Source organism: Phormidesmis priestleyi BC1401, assembly GCF_001650195.1.
GTDB classification, from domain to species: Bacteria; Cyanobacteriota; Cyanobacteriia; order Leptolyngbyales; family Leptolyngbyaceae; genus Phormidesmis_A; species Phormidesmis_A priestleyi_B.
The window spans coordinates 83,463-99,890 of record NZ_LXYR01000004.1 but is presented as its reverse complement, the minus strand read 5'-3'; the positions used below and the strand labels follow the sequence as shown (position 1 = coordinate 99,890).

The following is a 16,428-nucleotide window of genomic DNA, read 5'->3' as shown; positions in this document are numbered from 1 at the left end:
ACTGCTGTGCAAAACAGCCCATCAATACTCTCTATTATGCTAATTAAATTAGCATGGTGTTCTTCTTTGCTTGGGGTTGAGAAAACCTAAAGATTCAGCGATCGTCAGATTGATCAAGACTCGCTCCTATTTTATTATCATTGCCCAAAACTGTTTACCAGAGTCAGCATCTCACCATGAATCACTTCTCTTTTGACGAGTTGCAGCGAAAAGACCTATTCATTGCGCTAGGGCTATGGGTGACAGTGGAGCTGGTCAGTTTCGTCTTTTTTCCTGCCGTAGCATTGATTAATCCGGGCGATAGACTAAAAACGTGGTTTTTGATTAGCCTTCCGTTAGGGTTAGGCGGAGCACTGTTGATTAGCGCCAGTTCTCGATTTTTGGCGATGTCCCACGATCGAGCCGCCGGAACCAATAAGATGCTTTTCATCATCTTGGGGCAGTTTGGCGGCTGGATTGGGCTAGTGGGCATCTTATTTCCCTTTTTTATGGTGTGTTCAGAGTTTTTCTCAAACATCAAGCTTTAGGATTAAAACCAGATGGCAAATCTGAGCCATGCGCTCAAAGAATGGGCGATCGCGGTGGATGCGCTAGAAAAAGGACGCACGATCGTGCTGCTCAGAAAAGGCGGCATTCGAGAACAGGGACGCTTCACGATCGTCCAACATCAGGTGTTGCTCTATCCCACCTATGAGCATCAGCAGCCGCATTTATTAAAAGATGACTACCAATCTCAGGTGCAGCCCGTCTCTTCTGGATGGCACCCCGACCAGGTGCAAATTGGTTCAGTAGCAGACATTACCCACATTTTCCAAGTCAGCGAGGCAGCGGTTTTAGACGCTCTCTTGCCATTTCACATCTGGAGTTCGCAGTTTGTCGCAGAGCGCTTTCAGTGGAAGCCAAAATTGCCGCTTTATGTCTTGCTGTTGCGGGTGTCTAAGTTGTCGCCGCAAAGTATTACTTACCAGAGTGACTATGGCGGGTGTCGATCGTGGATTGATTTAGAAGTCGCGATCGATCTAGACAACGCGACTCCCGTTCTAGGGGATGAAGCTTACTCCGATCAGGTTGAGAAAATTCAGAAAATTGTTTCAAACTCAACACTTGGCATTATCCTATGAACCAGGTTTGTTGAAGGCTGTCACGTCACCATGAAGAAAAAAGCGCACAACGGGTTGGGCAACCATGTCTTTTATCTAGTTCCCCTTGCCTTTTGTCTAAGCACTTCGGCTCCTGTTTGGGCAGCCCCTCTCAAGGCATGGCAATATGATCCAGCCGCAAACCAGCTAGAGGTCACCCTTAAAAATGGGGTCAAACCTCGATATTTTTTGATGGCGCGACCCGCCCGCATTGTTTTAGACTTGCCCGACACAGAAGTGGGGAATGTGCAAAGACAGCAAACCTATGAAGGAGCGGTGCGGCAGGTGCGCGTCTCGCAGTTGAAGCCGGGGCTAACGCGCATTGTGCTAGAGCTTTCACCCGACGTGACTCTGATGCGGGGGCAAGCCCAACTTCAGCAAGTGGGCGATGCAGAACCGTCTAGCGATCGCTGGGTGTTGCGTCCTCTAATCGCCCAAGCGTTGGCAAACCCACCCGCAGCGCTCCCCAGTCTGTTGCCCACTGCAATTCAATATCCTCCGGGCATGTCGCCTGGTGAGACGGGAGGGAGTGCTCGTCCGGTTGATCGCTCGATCGCTCCAGTTCCAGACAAGCCGATTGACATTGCAGTGCCTCCTCCTGCGGCGATGGCTCCGATCTCAACCAATCCGCCTCCGATCACAGTTCCTTTAGCGATTGCTGAACCAGCCCCTAAAATCGCCGATCTTCCCACTCCGCCAGCGCCCGAAAACTTTCCGCCAGGGATCGCTCCGACGCTCGAACAGCCAATTAGGAACCCGACTTCATCGATTTCGAGTGCGCCGCCTGCTCAAGTTCCCGCGATCGAACCCGCTTCTAGAATGGCTCAAAAGCCAACGTCTAGTCTGCAACTTCCCGATATCAATCCGAGTTTAGCGATTCCAGATTCGCTGCCTCCGGTCACGGCTCCTGATGTTCCGACTGCCCCGACTGTCAGCGTTCCACCCTTGGATCGCAGCAGAGTGTCCCCAAACTTCTCGCCTGAGTTACCTCCTAGCGCTGTCGCCAATCCGACTGCTGCCGTGTCGGTGCCGCCGTTACAGCCCCCTGCACCGAACCCAATCACAGCGGAACGTCAGTCTGTGAGATCCCAATCAAACACGATCGAGTTTGGTCAACCGCTGCCAACGTTGCCTGTGATGGAGCGATCGCGGTCTCAGTCTTCTGGATTGATCAGCTACAATTCTGCGCTGCTCCCGGCTGGCACGGTGTTGAGTCTGCGATATCCCGGCACTCAGGCACTGCCACTGTCGGCTGAGCCTCGACAAGAAGTCTTGCTGTTGCAGAGCGATTTGCGCGATCGATCCGGTCGTTTAATTGCCTCAGAAGGCACCGAGGTTTTAGGAAAATTTGAGACGAGTGGAGGCGGCAGTCGCTTTATCGCTCAGGCAATTTTGCTGCGAGGGCAGAATGTGACGATCGCCGCGCAGTCCGATATTTTAGGGGGTGCCCGAAAAGTTTCTAACAATCGGCTCATTCGCAATTCTGGCATTGGGGCATTGGCAGGTGCCGTCTTAGGCGGACTTGCAGGCGGTAATGTGATCGGAGGGGCGGCAGCAGGGGCGGCGGTGACCTATGCAACGGCTCCTAAATCTGCGACGATTCAACCCGGACAAATTTTAGATGTGCGGCTGACCGAAGATTTCAGGTAGTTCCGAGCTGATCGCCGTATCAAAAATCCCTGGTTTCTCGCGAGAAACCAGGGATTCAAGTGATCTTAAACGCTCTAGAATTTTTCGTTTTCTGGCGCAGTCGCTCCCGATCCAGGGGTAGTTAGAAAGAGATTTTTGGCGTTGTCGCTCTGATAGACACAATCGATTTTAGGATTGCTTTCTAACGCGCCGACATATCCAAACGTGTTCATTCGTTGGCGACATTCACGCGTTTGATCAGGAGTAATCAGATTGCGCTGCTCTAATATCTGCCAGTTGGCGCTTCGCAACACGCACCCAGGTTGAGTGCTAGCTTGGGCAACATAGACTTTGAAGGGATTGAGCGTCACAAAAAAGCGGGTTTCTAATGCGATCGCGCTTGCCCCGTTTTGAATACAAATCTCTGGGTTGGGGGCTTTTGCGTCAATCTGCACATTGCTAACCACATTCGAGTCGTTAGTCGAAGCGGTGGAGCTAAACCCAATGCCTACGCCAATGCCGAGAATAAAAATGCCCGCAATGATGAAAAGAGAGGTGTAGTTAAACGGCGTTTTTGGCTTACTCTGCTTGCCCTTGTCGGGAGGAGTGTAAGCGTCGTCATCTCTTTCATAGTTGTAGGAATCGTTTTTGGTTCTACGTTTCATAGTGGCTTGGCGGATTGAGAAACTACCGACGGGGCGTGCCCTTCTGTAATACAGTATGACGAATCTCGATGCTCGTTGACAATTGACCTGAAGTGGGTTCACCCGGCACGTTCAGAAGTTAAATTGGTTTGAGAGGGGCAGCGATCGTTTATCCTAGATGCACCCTTGGGTTATTCTACGCAGGCGCGATTATTTTTCTATGTCTGAAGCGCTCTTACAAAACCGCGATTATACGATCGTCGTTGCCAAAACTGCCGCCAACCTCGCCAAAACGCCTCCTGGATATGAGCAGCGCTGGTTAGCTGCCCACGACGCAATCATCTCTCTGGCTCAAACGTGCGAGACATTTGACCCTGACGGCATCACGGTTTATATTTCGTGCCGAGACGAATCAGACTTATTCAAACAATATAAGCAGGTGTTGCCCAGTCAAATCACTGCGATTTTTGATGCTCACTATCCGCCAGACGCGCTCAATCTGCTCAACGTGCTGCAAATAGCGCTAGATGACTATTTCGTGCGTAAAGCATCCGCTCAAACTAAGCCCAACGGGGAAATGATTCTCGTGTTGATTGATGGAGAACCACAAGATCGCATGGCGATCGCCAAACTTCTGATCCGCACAACCGAAAAACTTGACCAAGACCACGAACTCGGCATCGGCTTTCTTCAGCTTGGAGACGACTTTATCGCTAGAGGCTTTCTCAACGCGTTAGATGAAAACCTCAAGTCAGCAGGTGCCAAATTTGACATTGTGCACACTCAAGTTTTTGGACAAGTCACCCCAGACTCGCTGACTGGGTTTCTGCTCGACGTGCTCAATGACTAAACGCCGAACCTCCCACAACCTGATAAGCTGAAGGTGAAACCGGACATTGCAACTACCGACTTAAAAGCTTATGGAGTGGCACTCATCAGATGCCCAAAGTCTCGCGATTATCGATCGTGAAATTGGCGACCACGGCTTCTCACCCGCCGAATATGAGATCGTCCGTCGTGTGATTTACTCGACCGCAGACTTTGAGTATAAATCTTTGATTCGATTTTCAGAGTTAGCGTTGCAGTCAGGCGCGGCAGCATTAGCAGCCCGGACGACGATCGTGGTCGATGTGCCGATGGTGCAAGTGGGCATCACGACCAATATTCAAGCGACCTTCTCAAACCCGATCTATTGCAGCATGGAGGCGATTACCCGCCCCCAAAAAGAAAAGACTCGCGCTGCTTGGGGCATCGAAACTCTGGCAAGACGCTATCCTGAAGGAATTTTCGTGGTCGGTCAGTCTCAAACCGCGCTCTCTATTCTAGTAGAACTCATTGAAGCCGAAGAAATCAAGCCCGCTCTAGTCATCGGCACCCCCGCAGGATTTATCGATGTTGAGGTCATAAAAGCCCGCCTAAATGATTCACTGATTCCTCACATTCGCACTGAAGGACGCAAGGGAAGCGCGGTTGTGGCAGCAGCGATCGTGACAGGTTTAGTTGATCTCGCTTGGCAAGCTTATGGACGTGAAAGCAACGGGGTCGGATGAGATTTTGGCGTTGCTGAATCGATCATGAAGCACAGATTTTACCCTCACCCTAGCCCTCTCCCTAATGGAGAGTTCTGGCTCCCTTCTCCTCAAGAAGAAGGGTTGGCGAGGGCTTGCCCCACTTCGTGAGGAGGGCATTTCATAGCTGCATTCAGCAACGCCAAAATCTCTTGAGGTTAGTGTGCATAAGTTCTGTGAAAATAAACTCTTCGGCTCACAAAACGATCGCCCTAAACCCACTAGCGAAGCCCATCCAGTGTAATCTCGATCGAGGTTTCCCCTCTTACCCGTCCAAATGTCTCAAGTCTCTCTTCAAGCTTTAATTAACGGCGTTCGCTCTGGTCAGCAATTAGCCAGTTTTCCGACCGATACCGTTCCCGCGTTGGCAGCTAGACCCGATCGAGCCGACCTGATCTTCACCACCAAGCAGCGCAGCTTAGACAAGCCTCTTATTTTGATGGCAGCAGAAATCTCTGACTTGTGGCAATATGTTACGGGCACTGAGACAGAGCGGCAAATTTGGCAGCAGTTGGCTGAGCGTTATTTACCAGGAGCGTTGACTCTCGTGCTTCCGGCTAGCGATCGAGTCCCTTCAGCGATGAATCCCAATGACCCTACTACGATCGGAGTCCGAGTTCCCAATCACCCGATCGCGCGGGCAATTTTGACCGAGACAGGCGCTTTAGCCACCACTAGCGCCAATCGATCAGGACAACCTGCCCTACAAACGATGTCAGCGATCGCAGCCGAATTTCCAGAGGTGCTGACTCTGCTTCCCTCTGAGATTAGTCGCTTAGGATTTGGCGATCGGGCGGGTTCTGGGATGCCTTCTACTGTGGTGAAGTGGAGTGCTCACGGATGGACAGTTCTTCGTCAAGGCGCGATCGAACTATCAGGCTAGGCAACAGGTTGAGGCAGTCTGGCAAAGTTTTCGCGGTAGATTTTGATCGTCGCGTCTGCATCTTCGCGAACGGCAAGCGATCGCTGGATTTCGCCGAGATAGAGTGGCTCAGACACACCCGGTTCTGGATGCACATTGGTTCTTAAACGAATGGTCAGCAGAGGTTCTCCCTGACTCATGCGACCCGATGAATAAAGGTCGATCGCTGCCTGACGCAGCGTAGCCTCGACCTGTGGCTCTGTCACCGTCGGAGGCACCACAATCACAACTTGAGATGAAGCCGTGTCAAAAATCCGAGAATAGTGGAGCGCACCAGGCACGTTTGGACGGGTGTAGATCGCCAAACTGAGGGCAAAAATCCCCGTTGTCAGAACCGCCATGAATCCAGTGATTCCCACTAACCGAAAGCGAAATCCCCACTTTAAGACAAACCCCAGCACCGCTAGAATTCCTACCACGATCGTCAAGATTCCTGACCATTGGGCATCGGTTAAAAGCTGTGCAGGTTCAAACATGGTGAAAGTAAGGGGTGAATAGAAGTGCTTGCGCGCCCTTTGGGATTATTCGTTGCTGACAAATCCAACGGGCTGCGGCTCGTTTGACGATTCGAGCGCCGCTTTTAGAGTATGCCAGGTTAGCGTCGCACATTTGATGCGAACTGGGAACTGGGATACGCCCTGCATGACATTCAGCTTTCGCTGCTCAGTAGGAAATTCTGCATTGCCCTGCATCATGCTTTGAAAACGCTGCACCATTTCTAACGCTTCGTCGGTGCTTTTGCCGCGCATTGCCTCTGCCATTAAATCAGCCGATGCCATCGCGATCGCGCATCCTTCGCCCTCAAACTTGACATCTTCAATGCGATCGCCCGCCTCGTTAAGCTGCACGGTTAGCTCGATCGTGTCACCGCATGAAGGGTTGTGCCCTCGTTGCAGGCGATGCACAGGGGCAGTTACGCCTCGATGTTTTGGCTTTTTGTATCGTTCTAAAATGACCTGTTGATAAAGGTCGCGCAGATTTGCCAGAGTCATAATTTGAAGTCGTTACGGCTTTTCTTACCTATCTTTATCCTATCAGTGTCTCCAGCGATCGAGAGTGCGAGATTACCGTCTCACTATTCGTTTGAAGTCTTCTCTCAAAATCTCTTAGACCCATTGCCGATTCAAATTTGATACCCTATTCCAAATAGTCTTGGGAGATGAAGCGTGGATATTCAAATTGGCAGAGGCAAAACCGCTCGCCGAGCATACGGCATTGACGAAATTGCACTCGCTCCCGGACAGCGAACCCTCGATCCAAAATTAGCAGATACGCGCTGGACGATCGGTGGCATTGAGCGCGAAATTCCGATTATCGCCAGTGCAATGGATGGCGTGGTCGATGTGAAGATGGCAGTCTTGCTGTCAGAGCTAGGCGCGCTGGGCGTTCTTAACCTCGAAGGCGTGCAAACTCGCTACGAAAACCCTGACCCCATTTTGGATGAAATCGCTGCGGTCGGAAAAGATGATTTTGTGACGCTGATGCAGCGACTCTATCAGGAGCCGATCAAGCCTGAACTGATTGAGCGGCGAGTCAAAGAAATCAAGCAACAAGGCGGAATTGCAGCGGTGAGCGCAACTCCCGCAGGAGCCATTCAGTTTGGTCAAGTCGTCGCTAAAGCGGGAGCCGATCTGTTTTTTGTCCAAGCCACGGTCGTCTCGACGGCTCACCTCGCACCCGACTCGATCACACCGTTAGATCTCGCTCAATTCTGTCAAGAAATGCCGATTCCGGTGATTTTAGGAAACTGCGTCACCTACGAAGTCGCCTTGAATCTCATGAAAGCAGGCGCGGCTGGGGTGCTAGTCGGCATCGGTCCGGGGGCGGCGTGTACGTCTCGCGGGGTTTTGGGTGTGGGAGTGCCCCAGGCAACCGCGATCGCCGACTGTGCCGCCGCTCGTGACGACTATCATCGCGAAACTGGAAATTATGTCCCTGTCATCGCCGACGGCGGCTTGATCACGGGCGGAGACATCTGCAAGTGCATTGCCTGCGGAGCCGATGGTGTAATGATTGGCTCTCCGTTTGCCAGAGCGCAAGAAGCTCCCGGACGCGGCTTTCACTGGGGCATGGCAACACCTAGCCCTGTTCTGCCTAGAGGCACTCGCATTCGGGTTGGAACGACAGGTACCCTACGACAAATTTTGCGCGGTCCGGCTCAGCTTGATGACGGCACCCACAATTTCTTAGGTTCCCTGCAAACCAGCATGGGCACTCTTGGCGCAAAAGACATCAAAGAGATGCAGCAAGTCGAAGTCGTGATTGCTCCCTCGCTGCTGACAGAGGGCAAGGTCTACCAGAAAGCTCAACAGTTAGGAATGGGCAAATAGAGTCTGAATTGCTACAAGCTAGAATGAGTTCTTAAGAGTTTTTTAGTCTTCTAGCACCCTCTGGTAATTCCAGATCCGTCGTCTACAATAGATGAAGCGGAGACGAAAGTTTCCGTTCACTCCTCACACCACACTCCGCCTGAACTTCGGTTTAGGCGGTTCCTTTTTAAAGGTTCTAACGTTCAAGCTGCCTATTCATTACAAAACGCGACACTTAACCGCAAACTTATATCGGCGAAAACGCCCACTCCTAAAAGGAAGCGCGGATTGTATCTAATTATGTATGCACTGCGATGAGAGTTTGCTGTTTTTGCTATGGTAGAATTTCGTCGAACGAGTATAGGCAAGGATTTTCAGGCATGTCAGCAGCTGCACAAGTTACAGATTCTACATTTGATCAAGAAGTACTTGAGAGCGAAGTTCCGGTTTTGGTCGATTTTTGGGCACCTTGGTGTGGTCCCTGCCGAATGGTGGCACCCGTTGTCGATGAAATCGCGTCTCAGTTTGAAGGAAAAGTTAAGGTCGTCAAGGTCAACACCGATGACAACCCCGGTGTCGCAAGCAAGTATGGGATTCGCAGTATTCCTACGCTGATGATCTTTAAAGGAGGGCAACGCGTCGATATGGTTGTGGGAGCCGTGCCTAAGACAACCCTCTCGAACACACTCGAAAAGCATCTCTAAGCCCAATTCACCCCGTTAGTTCTTCGCCTCGCGAAGCGAATCGCCACCTTTACTGTTGTTGGGTTCTGGCTGTATACGCCTAAGAGAACCGGGGTGGGTTTGTGTGAATTGTGGGTAGTATGCTGATAACGCCTCAGCCTTGGTGCACAGAGGCGTTTTTTATTGTCTCTATAAGCCTTTTCTGCTCCAAGATCCTAGTAGAATAGATAGCCCAGTTTGGAAAAGTGTTATGGCATCCGATCGCACAGATCAGGCAATCGAGTCGCTTCAGACAACGGTTAACGATTTATTTCAGCAGTTGCCCAACTTACGACACGGGGAGTTGATTGCTCAAGCGCTGGCGTTGATTGTGCGACTGTCGGGAGACGACATCGATCGACTCGATTGGAAGATTCTCAACGCCTCTCTGCAAGACATGGAACGGGCTTTTAGCACGTTTTATCCCTATCGGCACGTCCGCAAAGTTGCCATTTTTGGCTCTGCTCGAATTTCACCCGACACCGAGGAGTATCAGATGGCGCGGGAGTTTGCGCGCTGCGTCACGGCTCAGGGCTATATGGTGATTACTGGGGCGGGGGGCGGCATCATGCAGGCTGGAAATGAGGGAGCCGGGGCAGATCAATCCTTTGGGCTAAACATTCAGCTTCCCTTCGAGCAGGGTGCAAATCCGTTTATTGAAGGCGACCCCAAACTGATTCCGTTTAAGTATTTTTTCACGCGCAAAGTTTTCTTTCTGAGAGAGAGTGATGCCTTAGCGCTGTTCCCAGGCGGGTTTGGCACTCAGGATGAAGCCTTTGAATGCTTGACGCTGACGCAGACGGGCAAATCTGCTCCTGTGCCGCTGGTGTTGATTGATAAGCCGGGTGGCAGCTATTGGCACGACTGGGCAGAGTATGTGGATAAGCAATTGCTGAAGCGGGGGCTGATTAGCTCCGACGATCCGAGTCTATACACGATCACCGAAGACTTAGATGTCGCGCGTGAGGCGATCTCTAGCTTTTATCGGGTCTATCACTCTAGCCGCTATGTGGGTGAGCAGTTGGTGGTGCGCCTAAAGTCTGACTTGACCGATGAAAGTGTTGCGCTGCTAAACGAGAACTTTGCCGATATTTTGGTGAAAGGGACGATCGAGAAAAGTCAGGCACTTCCTCAAGAAGCTCAGGACGAAACCTCTGAGTTTCCTCGATTGGTGCTGAATTTTAATCAGAAAGATTCGGGTCGGCTCTATCGCTTTATCGCGACGGTTAACCAGTTGGGAACGCCGACCTCACAAGAAGTTTCGGCGCACCCAGAGCGAAAATAGCATCCCTCACTGTGTGGTTCGTGGATTTCGACTTTGCTTAACTCACTAGAGGAGAGTCAAGGGTTGAGCAAAGTCCGATCGGCTAGGACGCTGTTTCCTTAGCGATCGTGAATTAAATAACCTGTAAAACTTGCCCTAATCCCCAAGGAGAAGGGAGCTAGAACTCTGGTTCCCTCTCCTTAGGGAGAGGGCTAGGGTGAGGGCGAGAAGGGGCATAACAAGTCCTCAAGGGTTAAATTCGCCATGTTCTGCTTCTACCAGTACAGGCACCAACACCGCATCAATGACGTGGATCACGCCGTTATCGGTCAGAATATCCATTTGAGTGACCGAGGCATCGTTGACTTTAACGCCGCCATCTGAGTGCTCAACTGCGATAATTGACCCTTCAAAGCTAGGGGCTTCAGTGATTTGAGCGAGATCATCCGATCGGACATCTCCAAACAAAATATGGTAAGCCACGACTCGCTTAAATTTTTCAGGGTCATCTATTACGTTGTGCCGTAACTCTTCTGGCATATTTTCAAACGCCTCATCCGTCGGTGCCAGAATGGTGTAGGGTCCGGGGGATTCCAGGATCTCTTTCAATCCTGATTTCTCAACAGCAGCTAACAGCGTTTTGAATGATCCTGCTTTTGCAGCCGTTTCTAAAAGGTTTGCCATTATAAAATCCTTGCGCGATTCTTCTCTATCTAGGAATAGAAGCAGATGGCTTTAATTTCATCCTTCAAAGGAGTGAAGGTGTCTTTATCGCCCTAATGTCAGCTCGTCTTTATTGCCCAAAATTCCTTGGGGTCGCCACATCATTAGCAAGATCAGCAGCAGCCCGATTAGCATAATTCGCAGCGCTCCAATCTGATCAGCCGCCAAAGGCACGAATTGATCGAGCGATCGAGTCAGCGTTGTGTATCCCCAAAAAATCGCCGCCCCTAACAATGTTCCGCCATTGCTCCCCGCGCCGCCCAACACGACGATCGTCCAGGCGTTAAACGTGATATCTGTCTCGAAGCTTCTGGGATAGATTGTGCTGAGCTGCCACGCGAGAAACGCCCCCGCAATTCCGGCAATAAACCCGCCGAGCATAAACGATTGCAGCTTATAGGCGAAGACGTTCTTGCCCAACGCTTTGGCAACCTGTTCATCTTCTCGAATCGCTTTCAGCACTCGTCCCCAGGGCGATCGGACTAATCGTTCTAACGCCCAAAACGTCACTGCTAACACAATCACGGATAGAAACATCAGCCCATTTCGAGCCGGATTCTCACTGTAGTTGTAAAGCGCGATCGCGCTCACGACGTAGAGACAAAATCCGAAAACTGAGAGCACGATCGTAGACAGCAAAACCGCACCCGCCTCCCAGGCAGGCAGTTTGGGCAACAGGCGACGAGCAATCCACTGATAGAGCCAGCCGATCGCCGCTAGCGAGCCGACTAGCAGGAGTCCTTGCAGCCAGGCGGGTAGAGCGTTTGCGACTTTTAGCCCATGAAAAACAGCACTGATGCCGTATAAAAAGAGCGCCAGAGAGGCAGAATAAGCGCCCAGAATCAGAGCATTTTTGGCAAGCAGCGATCGCTCCACACGCTTTGTTTGCCGCTGTGCCCATTTCCACAGACTTCGCAATGCTAAACCTGCAATCACAGTGATGACTGCAATCATGCCCCATCGAGTCAGAATAGTCGGTCGAGTCAGACCTGCGAGAGGCAGCGAATAGCCCTGTACGCCAAACGAGCCACGAGTCAGCCATTCCTCATTCAGCGCGACTAAACGGACGACTTCAGACACCCCGATCGTGACGATCGCCAAATAATCTTCTCGCAATCGCAGTGTCGAAAAGCCAATCAACAAGCCCAGCACTGCCGCCACCGCTCCCCCAATCAGCACCGCAAAGATCATCGGCACCCCCGCCAGACTTAGCAGCACCGTGGTGTAGGCTCCGAGCGCCAGAAATGCCGCGTGCCCAAAATTGATTAACCCGGTGAAGCCCCAGTGCAGATTTAGCCCCAAACTGAACAGAGCATAAACTGCCGTGAACACGATCAGCGAGACGAGATAACCAACCATAGAAAAGCAACCGCAACGAGAGAATTGAGAAATCACTGAAATCGTACCGCAACGAGGAGGACAATCCGTAACCGTTGCAACGCTTGCAATCTTTTTTGGCTGCGATATTCTTTCAACAGTTGGGCACTCTCAAGCTGTCAGACTTGCCGATCGCGGCTTCAGGAGACCTCCTGCATGAATCTGTTTCGCAGCCGTGCCCATCATCTCATTGACACGCTCTCTGACCAGGAGCTAGAAAGCCTTTGGTCAGATCTAGAAACGCTCTATCACGACCTCTATATGCTGAAGGCGGTGGAAGCATCTCAGCACACGCACCGCCCCGGAGACACGTTGACTCGTGAAGACGCTCTGCGCTTGCTGCCTCTGATCCAATCCTCCTCACGCACTTTATGAAGACGCACAGATCCGGCTCAATGGGAGGGCTGTTCCTCGCATCGCGGCTCGAAGTTCGCTACGATCGCACCTTTTTGTTAGACCTCAAAAGTTTAGAATCGTCTGCCTTTCAGCGAGTTCAGCAATTTGTCTTTGGTGAGTTTTTTCAAACTAGCCAGCTTCATGACCTACACGAATTTCAAACCCTCGGCTCTAGTGGAATTCTCTACCGCTTTACGATCGAAACTTATTTAATCAGCATTGAGATCACAGGACAGATTATTAAATTTTTGCGAATTTTACCGAAGCCAAGTATTTAGAAACACCAGCAAAAAATCTGGTATTTCTTCCTCAAACGCAGAAAACTTCTGTAACAATTTTCTGGACTCTGTGGAATCTCTCCTGATTCTCTCAAGATAGGTGTAGAGGAGGCTCAGTATGGCTAGTCAAAATTATTGGAAATGGTTGGGTCAAGCTGGGGTGACGCTGGGCGTGTTGGTCTTAGTGTCGGCAGATTTGCCCGTTACAAAATTAGTGGCGGCTCCTAACGAAAAAATACCGTCGCCCCAAGAGGCAGCAAAACAGGCAGAAGGGCTGTCTCCGGTCAGGTTGACTCAGGTTGAAGTCGATGACGTGATGCGCGATCGGCTGCGATTTGACCCGCAGTGGCAGCCGATTTTGCAAGCCGTCCGTCAAGATTTACTGGAGGTCAAATGGGGAGACAGCAAGCTCACCAACCCAGTTTGGAAGCAGTATGGCGCAAAGGCTTATCCTTTACTGGAGTATTATGCACGGTCTCGCGATGCTGTTCGACAAGCGTATGGAATGACCGGAATTCGCAGTTTGGGCAAGCCTTACACGACGCTTTGGCTGACCAAACAGGTACAGCGGCGATCGGCTACTCCTGACTTTTATCTGCTCACGGGCAAACTAGACACCCTGCTGCTAGAGTCAGGCGACGCATCAGACGACCCAAAAGCCTGGGAGCGAGAATTTGGACTGGATGATCCGCAGGTGCGATCGCGGCTGATTCAACTCGCTAAACAGAATCTAGAGCCAGAAAATTCTCCGACTTTCTATAATCAGTTCAATTTTGATTTTTTAGTCAATCTCTTGGGATACGACAAAGTTTTTCCGTCGCGAGGAAATCCAGACAAACCAGTTCCTAACGTGTCTCAATGGACAAAGTTTGAACAAATTGCCCAACCGAATCAGAATCAGATTCAGGCAGCGATCGCTGATTATCAGGCTCTTCCGGCTGCATCGCGCGAGTATTTATTGGTCAACCGTTTAGGAGCCGTTAAAGCAGGTCAGATTTCACCGATCGCCAAGGCATTATTTAAATCGCTAGCAACGGACGTGCAGTCCCCTGATCGGATGTGGGCGATCGCTGAACTCGATCGCCACAACGATCCGCAAGGCTCAACGCTGCTGCAACAAATCCTCAATGGTAATTCGCGTCCGCTCTATAGTCTGACGCGCAGTGTGTTTTATGGCTTTGGCGGAGACGATGCCGATCGAGGTTCTCACGCTTACTATCTGCTGGTCGGCATGGCGAAAAAATATCCGCAGTCCAAATTCATTCAAGCGTGCCGCGAGTATGGAAATTTAACCGGGCGATCCTACTTTGGGGGTGCGGATCGGAGTCAAAAACTGCTCGATCGCAACGCCAAAAAATCTGCCGCCGATCGAGTCCGAGATTGGCAGCAGTGGCTGAGTCGCTATCCCGATCATCCGGGGGCAGATGATGCAACTTATCTGCTGGCGCACAGCCTGCAAGATCAGGGCGATATCATGGGAGCGATGCGCCTTTGGTTAACGATGATGACGAGCGATATCGGCGATCGTGATGCCCTCTATCTCGCCTATCCTCACGTCAGAACTCTGCTAGATGTCGGACTCTCTGCCAATCAAATTCAGACGTTGTCGCAGGAGCCAAATTATCAAGCGATCGCGCCACTGTTGCGCTATGCGGTGGCGGTAAAAGCGGCACGATCGCAAGACTATGCCAAAGCGCTGCAAACCTCTGAGAATTTGAATTTGACGGCAATGCCTGCCAAAATTTTAGAGCGTTATTACAAAGCGGGCTGGTCGTGGTGGACGGGTGACAAAACCGCAGACGTTCAGCAACAAATGCAAGCCATGCTTATCGAACAGCGTCAGCGCTGGCAGCAGCTTCTAACGTTGAAAACCCAAAATACTCCCGACTCTCGCTATCAGCTAGCATCTAATTGGGCAGGAGAAGGCGGCTGGAAAAACGGCTATCTGCCAATCTGGGACGGCTCTAGAACCTATTACTTGCCAACCAGCTACAGCACGAGTCAGCGCTATCCAGTCGAGGCAGACGATCGCTGGGATTGCCGCTTTTGGTGGGTCTGTGACCTCTCAAAACGAGGCGAGTCAGCCGTGCGCCAAGCTTATCAAAGCGCCAGTCAAAACGCAGTCGCGTTATCGCTTTACCAGCAATTATTGGATGACTCTAAAACGCCGCCCCAACTGCGAGAGAAAACGCTCTATATGGTGGCAATGACGCTGCTCTGGCAGTGGGAAAATCACGATCTAGGTGAAACCGCACGTATTCATCCTCCGGCAGGCGTTCCGATCGGTAAACAGAAAGTTGATTCCTATACGGGTGAGTCTTCTCCCGACATCGGCTCTGCTTACCAAACCCGAATTGACGGTATCTTGACCGAGTTACAGGTGAGATTTCCCAACAGTTCTTATGCCGATGATCTGCTGTTTTCGAGCTATTTTTTAAGTGATCAGCCTCGCTATCTTCAACAACTCGTGCAGCGATATCCCAATAGCGATCGCGCCGCCGAAGCCCAGTTTCTGTTAGCCCACCGAAAATCAAAACCAGAATGAAGTCATTCCGTCTTCCCACTGCAACGGCAACTCGCAAGTTAGGCATTCAGCTAGGGCAAACGCTCGCGGCTGGCAGTGTGCTGTTGCTCGAAGGTGACTTGGGCAGTGGGAAGACCACCCTCGTGCAGGGAATGGGTGATGGATTGGGCATTCAGGACTCGATCGAGAGTCCGACCTTCACGCTGATCAACGAATATTTAGGCGGACGCATCCCGCTTTATCACTTCGATCTTTATCGTCTCAACTTATCTGAAACCGCCAGTCTCTATCCAGAAATTTACTGGGAAGGAGTCGAGGTCGAACTCGGAATCGTCGCGATCGAGTGGGCAGAGCGGCTGTCTTACAAACCACAGAACTATTTAGAAATTCGACTGGAGTACGATCGTGATTCCGGTCGTCAAGTCACCCTCAGTTCTGCGGGTGACTTTGCCCTAGAGTCGGTCATCTTTGTACTTTAGGCATCTCTAAAAACGAAGTCACGCCGCCTCGCGCACAGGCACAACTCGCCGTAAAGTAGGTCTTCCTTACACTCCAGCCCTGGTTCTCGAACATGAACTTGCGGGTCGATCGCTCCTGGCAACAAAGTCAATCCGGTCGCGTCTATTCTGATAGTCTGAGTTGTCGATCGACAAAAGACCTGTCCCAACCCCAACGATTTTACCTTCTTGAATCTGCACCTTTCCCAAGATAAATTCGCCGTTTGGCAGCAAGATTTGAGCGTTTTGAATCAGATAGAGAGGAAGAATCCATCACAAGAAATACTGATTTTGAGGGAACTGGAAGAGTCTAGATTGTGGGTGGATAGTAGAAAGTAGAAATGCCCTGTAAACTTTAATATCATCACAACTCACTTGGTTCGATCTGACTTTTATTGAATAGACTAGATGGGCAGATGTGCCCTAACCCCTGTTC

18 protein-coding genes are annotated in these 16,428 nt (G+C 51.0%); 13 read left to right on the top strand and 5 right to left on the bottom strand.

All coding sequences use genetic code 11. The annotated features are described in order from the left end of the window. The first annotated feature begins 176 nt into the window (after positions 1-176). The 3 genes from A8707_RS03840 to A8707_RS03830 are packed head-to-tail and all read left to right on the top strand — an operon-like array spanning position 177 to position 2,789. Positions 177-527 carry a hypothetical protein gene (locus tag A8707_RS03840; protein WP_068815286.1) on the top strand — a complete coding sequence of 117 codons (351 nt, stop codon included), beginning with the start codon at positions 177-179 and terminating at the stop codon, positions 525-527. A gap of 12 nt (positions 528-539) precedes the next feature. Further along, a complete protein-coding gene (locus tag A8707_RS03835; protein WP_068815284.1) occupies positions 540-1,121 on the top strand; it encodes a DUF1802 family protein in 582 nt (193 codons plus the stop codon). A 30-nt stretch (positions 1,122-1,151) separates the two neighbouring features. After that, positions 1,152-2,789, top strand: a complete 1,638-nt coding sequence (locus tag A8707_RS03830; protein WP_068815283.1) for an AMIN domain-containing protein — start codon at positions 1,152-1,154, stop codon at positions 2,787-2,789. 74 nt (positions 2,790-2,863) lie between these two features. Here the strand turns inward: A8707_RS03830 and A8707_RS03825 are convergent, their stop codons facing one another. Beyond that, positions 2,864-3,433, bottom strand: coding sequence for a DUF3172 domain-containing protein (locus tag A8707_RS03825; RefSeq protein ID WP_068815279.1), 570 nt, complete (start codon positions 3,431-3,433; stop codon positions 2,864-2,866). A 199-nt stretch (positions 3,434-3,632) separates the two neighbouring features. Here A8707_RS03825 and A8707_RS03820 point away from each other — a divergent pair, with 199 nt between their 5' ends. The 3 genes from A8707_RS03820 to A8707_RS03810 all read left to right on the top strand — a co-directional run bounded on the left by A8707_RS03820 (position 3,633) and on the right by A8707_RS03810 (position 5,863). After that, positions 3,633-4,262, top strand: a complete 630-nt coding sequence (locus A8707_RS03820; protein ID WP_068815277.1) for a vWA domain-containing protein — start codon at positions 3,633-3,635, stop codon at positions 4,260-4,262. Between the two features lie 70 nt (positions 4,263-4,332). Continuing rightward, entirely contained in the window at positions 4,333-4,962 is a 630-nt protein-coding gene (locus A8707_RS03815) for a precorrin-8X methylmutase (protein WP_068815276.1), read from the top strand. A 295-nt stretch (positions 4,963-5,257) separates the two neighbouring features. Next, a complete protein-coding gene (locus tag A8707_RS03810) occupies positions 5,258-5,863 on the top strand; it encodes an L-threonylcarbamoyladenylate synthase (protein ID WP_068815275.1) in 606 nt (201 codons plus the stop codon). Here the strand turns inward: A8707_RS03810 and A8707_RS03805 are convergent. Further along, positions 5,860-6,378, bottom strand: a complete 519-nt coding sequence (locus A8707_RS03805) for a Ycf51 family protein (protein ID WP_068815273.1) — start codon at positions 6,376-6,378, stop codon at positions 5,860-5,862. The genes A8707_RS03810 and A8707_RS03805 overlap by 4 nt on opposite strands. Before the next feature lie 45 nt (positions 6,379-6,423). Next, positions 6,424-6,894, bottom strand: a complete 471-nt coding sequence (gene sufU, locus A8707_RS03800; RefSeq protein WP_068815269.1) for a Fe-S cluster assembly sulfur transfer protein SufU — start codon at positions 6,892-6,894, stop codon at positions 6,424-6,426. A gap of 174 nt (positions 6,895-7,068) precedes the next feature. On the opposite strand from sufU, the gene A8707_RS03795 reads away from it, so the two are divergent. The 3 genes from A8707_RS03795 to A8707_RS03785 all read left to right on the top strand — a co-directional run bounded on the left by A8707_RS03795 (position 7,069) and on the right by A8707_RS03785 (position 10,218). Then, positions 7,069-8,232, top strand: a complete 1,164-nt coding sequence (locus tag A8707_RS03795) for a GuaB3 family IMP dehydrogenase-related protein (RefSeq protein WP_068815267.1) — start codon at positions 7,069-7,071, stop codon at positions 8,230-8,232. Positions 8,233-8,525: 293 nt separating this feature from the next. Further along, positions 8,526-8,915: a thioredoxin gene (gene trxA, locus A8707_RS03790; RefSeq protein WP_414858389.1), complete on the top strand. Its 390-nt coding sequence runs from the start codon at positions 8,526-8,528 to the stop codon at positions 8,913-8,915. A 229-nt stretch (positions 8,916-9,144) separates the two neighbouring features. Beyond that, the gene (locus A8707_RS03785; protein ID WP_068815263.1) at positions 9,145-10,218 is read left to right on the top strand and encodes an LOG family protein; all 1,074 of its coding nucleotides are present in this window, start codon (positions 9,145-9,147) and stop codon (positions 10,216-10,218) included. Positions 10,219-10,443: 225 nt separating this feature from the next. On the opposite strand, the gene A8707_RS03780 is transcribed toward A8707_RS03785, so the two are convergent. Then, positions 10,444-10,881 (bottom strand): fasciclin domain-containing protein, encoded by a 438-nt coding sequence (locus A8707_RS03780; protein ID WP_068815261.1) that lies wholly within the window; start codon positions 10,879-10,881, stop codon positions 10,444-10,446. Between the two features lie 84 nt (positions 10,882-10,965). Further along, a complete protein-coding gene (locus A8707_RS03775; RefSeq protein ID WP_068815260.1) occupies positions 10,966-12,279 on the bottom strand; it encodes a branched-chain amino acid ABC transporter permease in 1,314 nt (437 codons plus the stop codon). Positions 12,280-12,453: 174 nt separating this feature from the next. On the opposite strand from A8707_RS03775, the gene A8707_RS03770 reads away from it, so the two are divergent. From A8707_RS03770 to tsaE, 4 genes are all read left to right on the top strand, one after another. Continuing rightward, positions 12,454-12,672, top strand: coding sequence for a hypothetical protein (locus tag A8707_RS03770; RefSeq protein WP_068815258.1), 219 nt, complete (start codon positions 12,454-12,456; stop codon positions 12,670-12,672). Then, positions 12,669-12,971 carry a cytotoxic translational repressor of toxin-antitoxin stability system gene (locus A8707_RS03765; protein ID WP_197484604.1) on the top strand — a complete coding sequence of 101 codons (303 nt, stop codon included), beginning with the start codon at positions 12,669-12,671 and terminating at the stop codon, positions 12,969-12,971. The genes A8707_RS03770 and A8707_RS03765 overlap by 4 nt, the downstream gene beginning before the upstream one ends. A gap of 118 nt (positions 12,972-13,089) precedes the next feature. Continuing rightward, positions 13,090-15,516 (top strand): tetratricopeptide repeat protein, encoded by a 2,427-nt coding sequence (locus A8707_RS03760; protein ID WP_068815254.1) that lies wholly within the window; start codon positions 13,090-13,092, stop codon positions 15,514-15,516. After that, positions 15,513-15,974 carry a tRNA (adenosine(37)-N6)-threonylcarbamoyltransferase complex ATPase subunit type 1 TsaE gene (gene tsaE, locus A8707_RS03755; protein ID WP_068815252.1) on the top strand — a complete coding sequence of 154 codons (462 nt, stop codon included), beginning with the start codon at positions 15,513-15,515 and terminating at the stop codon, positions 15,972-15,974. The genes A8707_RS03760 and tsaE overlap by 4 nt, the downstream gene beginning before the upstream one ends. Positions 15,975-16,428 lie beyond the last annotated feature (454 nt).

Bases quoted from the DNA above. Each gene is read 5' to 3' on its own strand.
- A8707_RS03840 (WP_068815286.1), top strand. From the start codon at position 177: ATGAATCACTTCTCTTTTGACGAGTTGCAGCGAAAAGACCTATTCATT.
- A8707_RS03835 (WP_068815284.1), top strand. From the start codon at position 540: ATGGCAAATCTGAGCCATGCGCTCAAAGAATGGGCGATCGCGGTGGAT.
- A8707_RS03830 (WP_068815283.1), top strand. From the start codon at position 1,152: ATGAAGAAAAAAGCGCACAACGGGTTGGGCAACCATGTCTTTTATCTA.
- A8707_RS03825 (WP_068815279.1), bottom strand. From the start codon at position 3,433: ATGAAACGTAGAACCAAAAACGATTCCTACAACTATGAAAGAGATGAC.
- A8707_RS03820 (WP_068815277.1), top strand. From the start codon at position 3,633: ATGTCTGAAGCGCTCTTACAAAACCGCGATTATACGATCGTCGTTGCC.
- A8707_RS03815 (WP_068815276.1), top strand. From the start codon at position 4,333: ATGGAGTGGCACTCATCAGATGCCCAAAGTCTCGCGATTATCGATCGT.
- A8707_RS03810 (WP_068815275.1), top strand. From the start codon at position 5,258: ATGTCTCAAGTCTCTCTTCAAGCTTTAATTAACGGCGTTCGCTCTGGT.
- A8707_RS03805 (WP_068815273.1), bottom strand. From the start codon at position 6,378: ATGTTTGAACCTGCACAGCTTTTAACCGATGCCCAATGGTCAGGAATC.
- sufU (WP_068815269.1), bottom strand. From the start codon at position 6,894: ATGACTCTGGCAAATCTGCGCGACCTTTATCAACAGGTCATTTTAGAA.
- trxA (WP_414858389.1), top strand. From the start codon at position 8,526: ATGAGAGTTTGCTGTTTTTGCTATGGTAGAATTTCGTCGAACGAGTAT.
- A8707_RS03785 (WP_068815263.1), top strand. From the start codon at position 9,145: ATGGCATCCGATCGCACAGATCAGGCAATCGAGTCGCTTCAGACAACG.
- A8707_RS03780 (WP_068815261.1), bottom strand. From the start codon at position 10,881: ATGGCAAACCTTTTAGAAACGGCTGCAAAAGCAGGATCATTCAAAACG.
- A8707_RS03775 (WP_068815260.1), bottom strand. From the start codon at position 12,279: ATGGTTGGTTATCTCGTCTCGCTGATCGTGTTCACGGCAGTTTATGCT.
- A8707_RS03770 (WP_068815258.1), top strand. From the start codon at position 12,454: ATGAATCTGTTTCGCAGCCGTGCCCATCATCTCATTGACACGCTCTCT.
- A8707_RS03765 (WP_197484604.1), top strand. From the start codon at position 12,669: ATGAAGACGCACAGATCCGGCTCAATGGGAGGGCTGTTCCTCGCATCG.
- A8707_RS03760 (WP_068815254.1), top strand. From the start codon at position 13,090: ATGGCTAGTCAAAATTATTGGAAATGGTTGGGTCAAGCTGGGGTGACG.
- tsaE (WP_068815252.1), top strand. From the start codon at position 15,513: ATGAAGTCATTCCGTCTTCCCACTGCAACGGCAACTCGCAAGTTAGGC.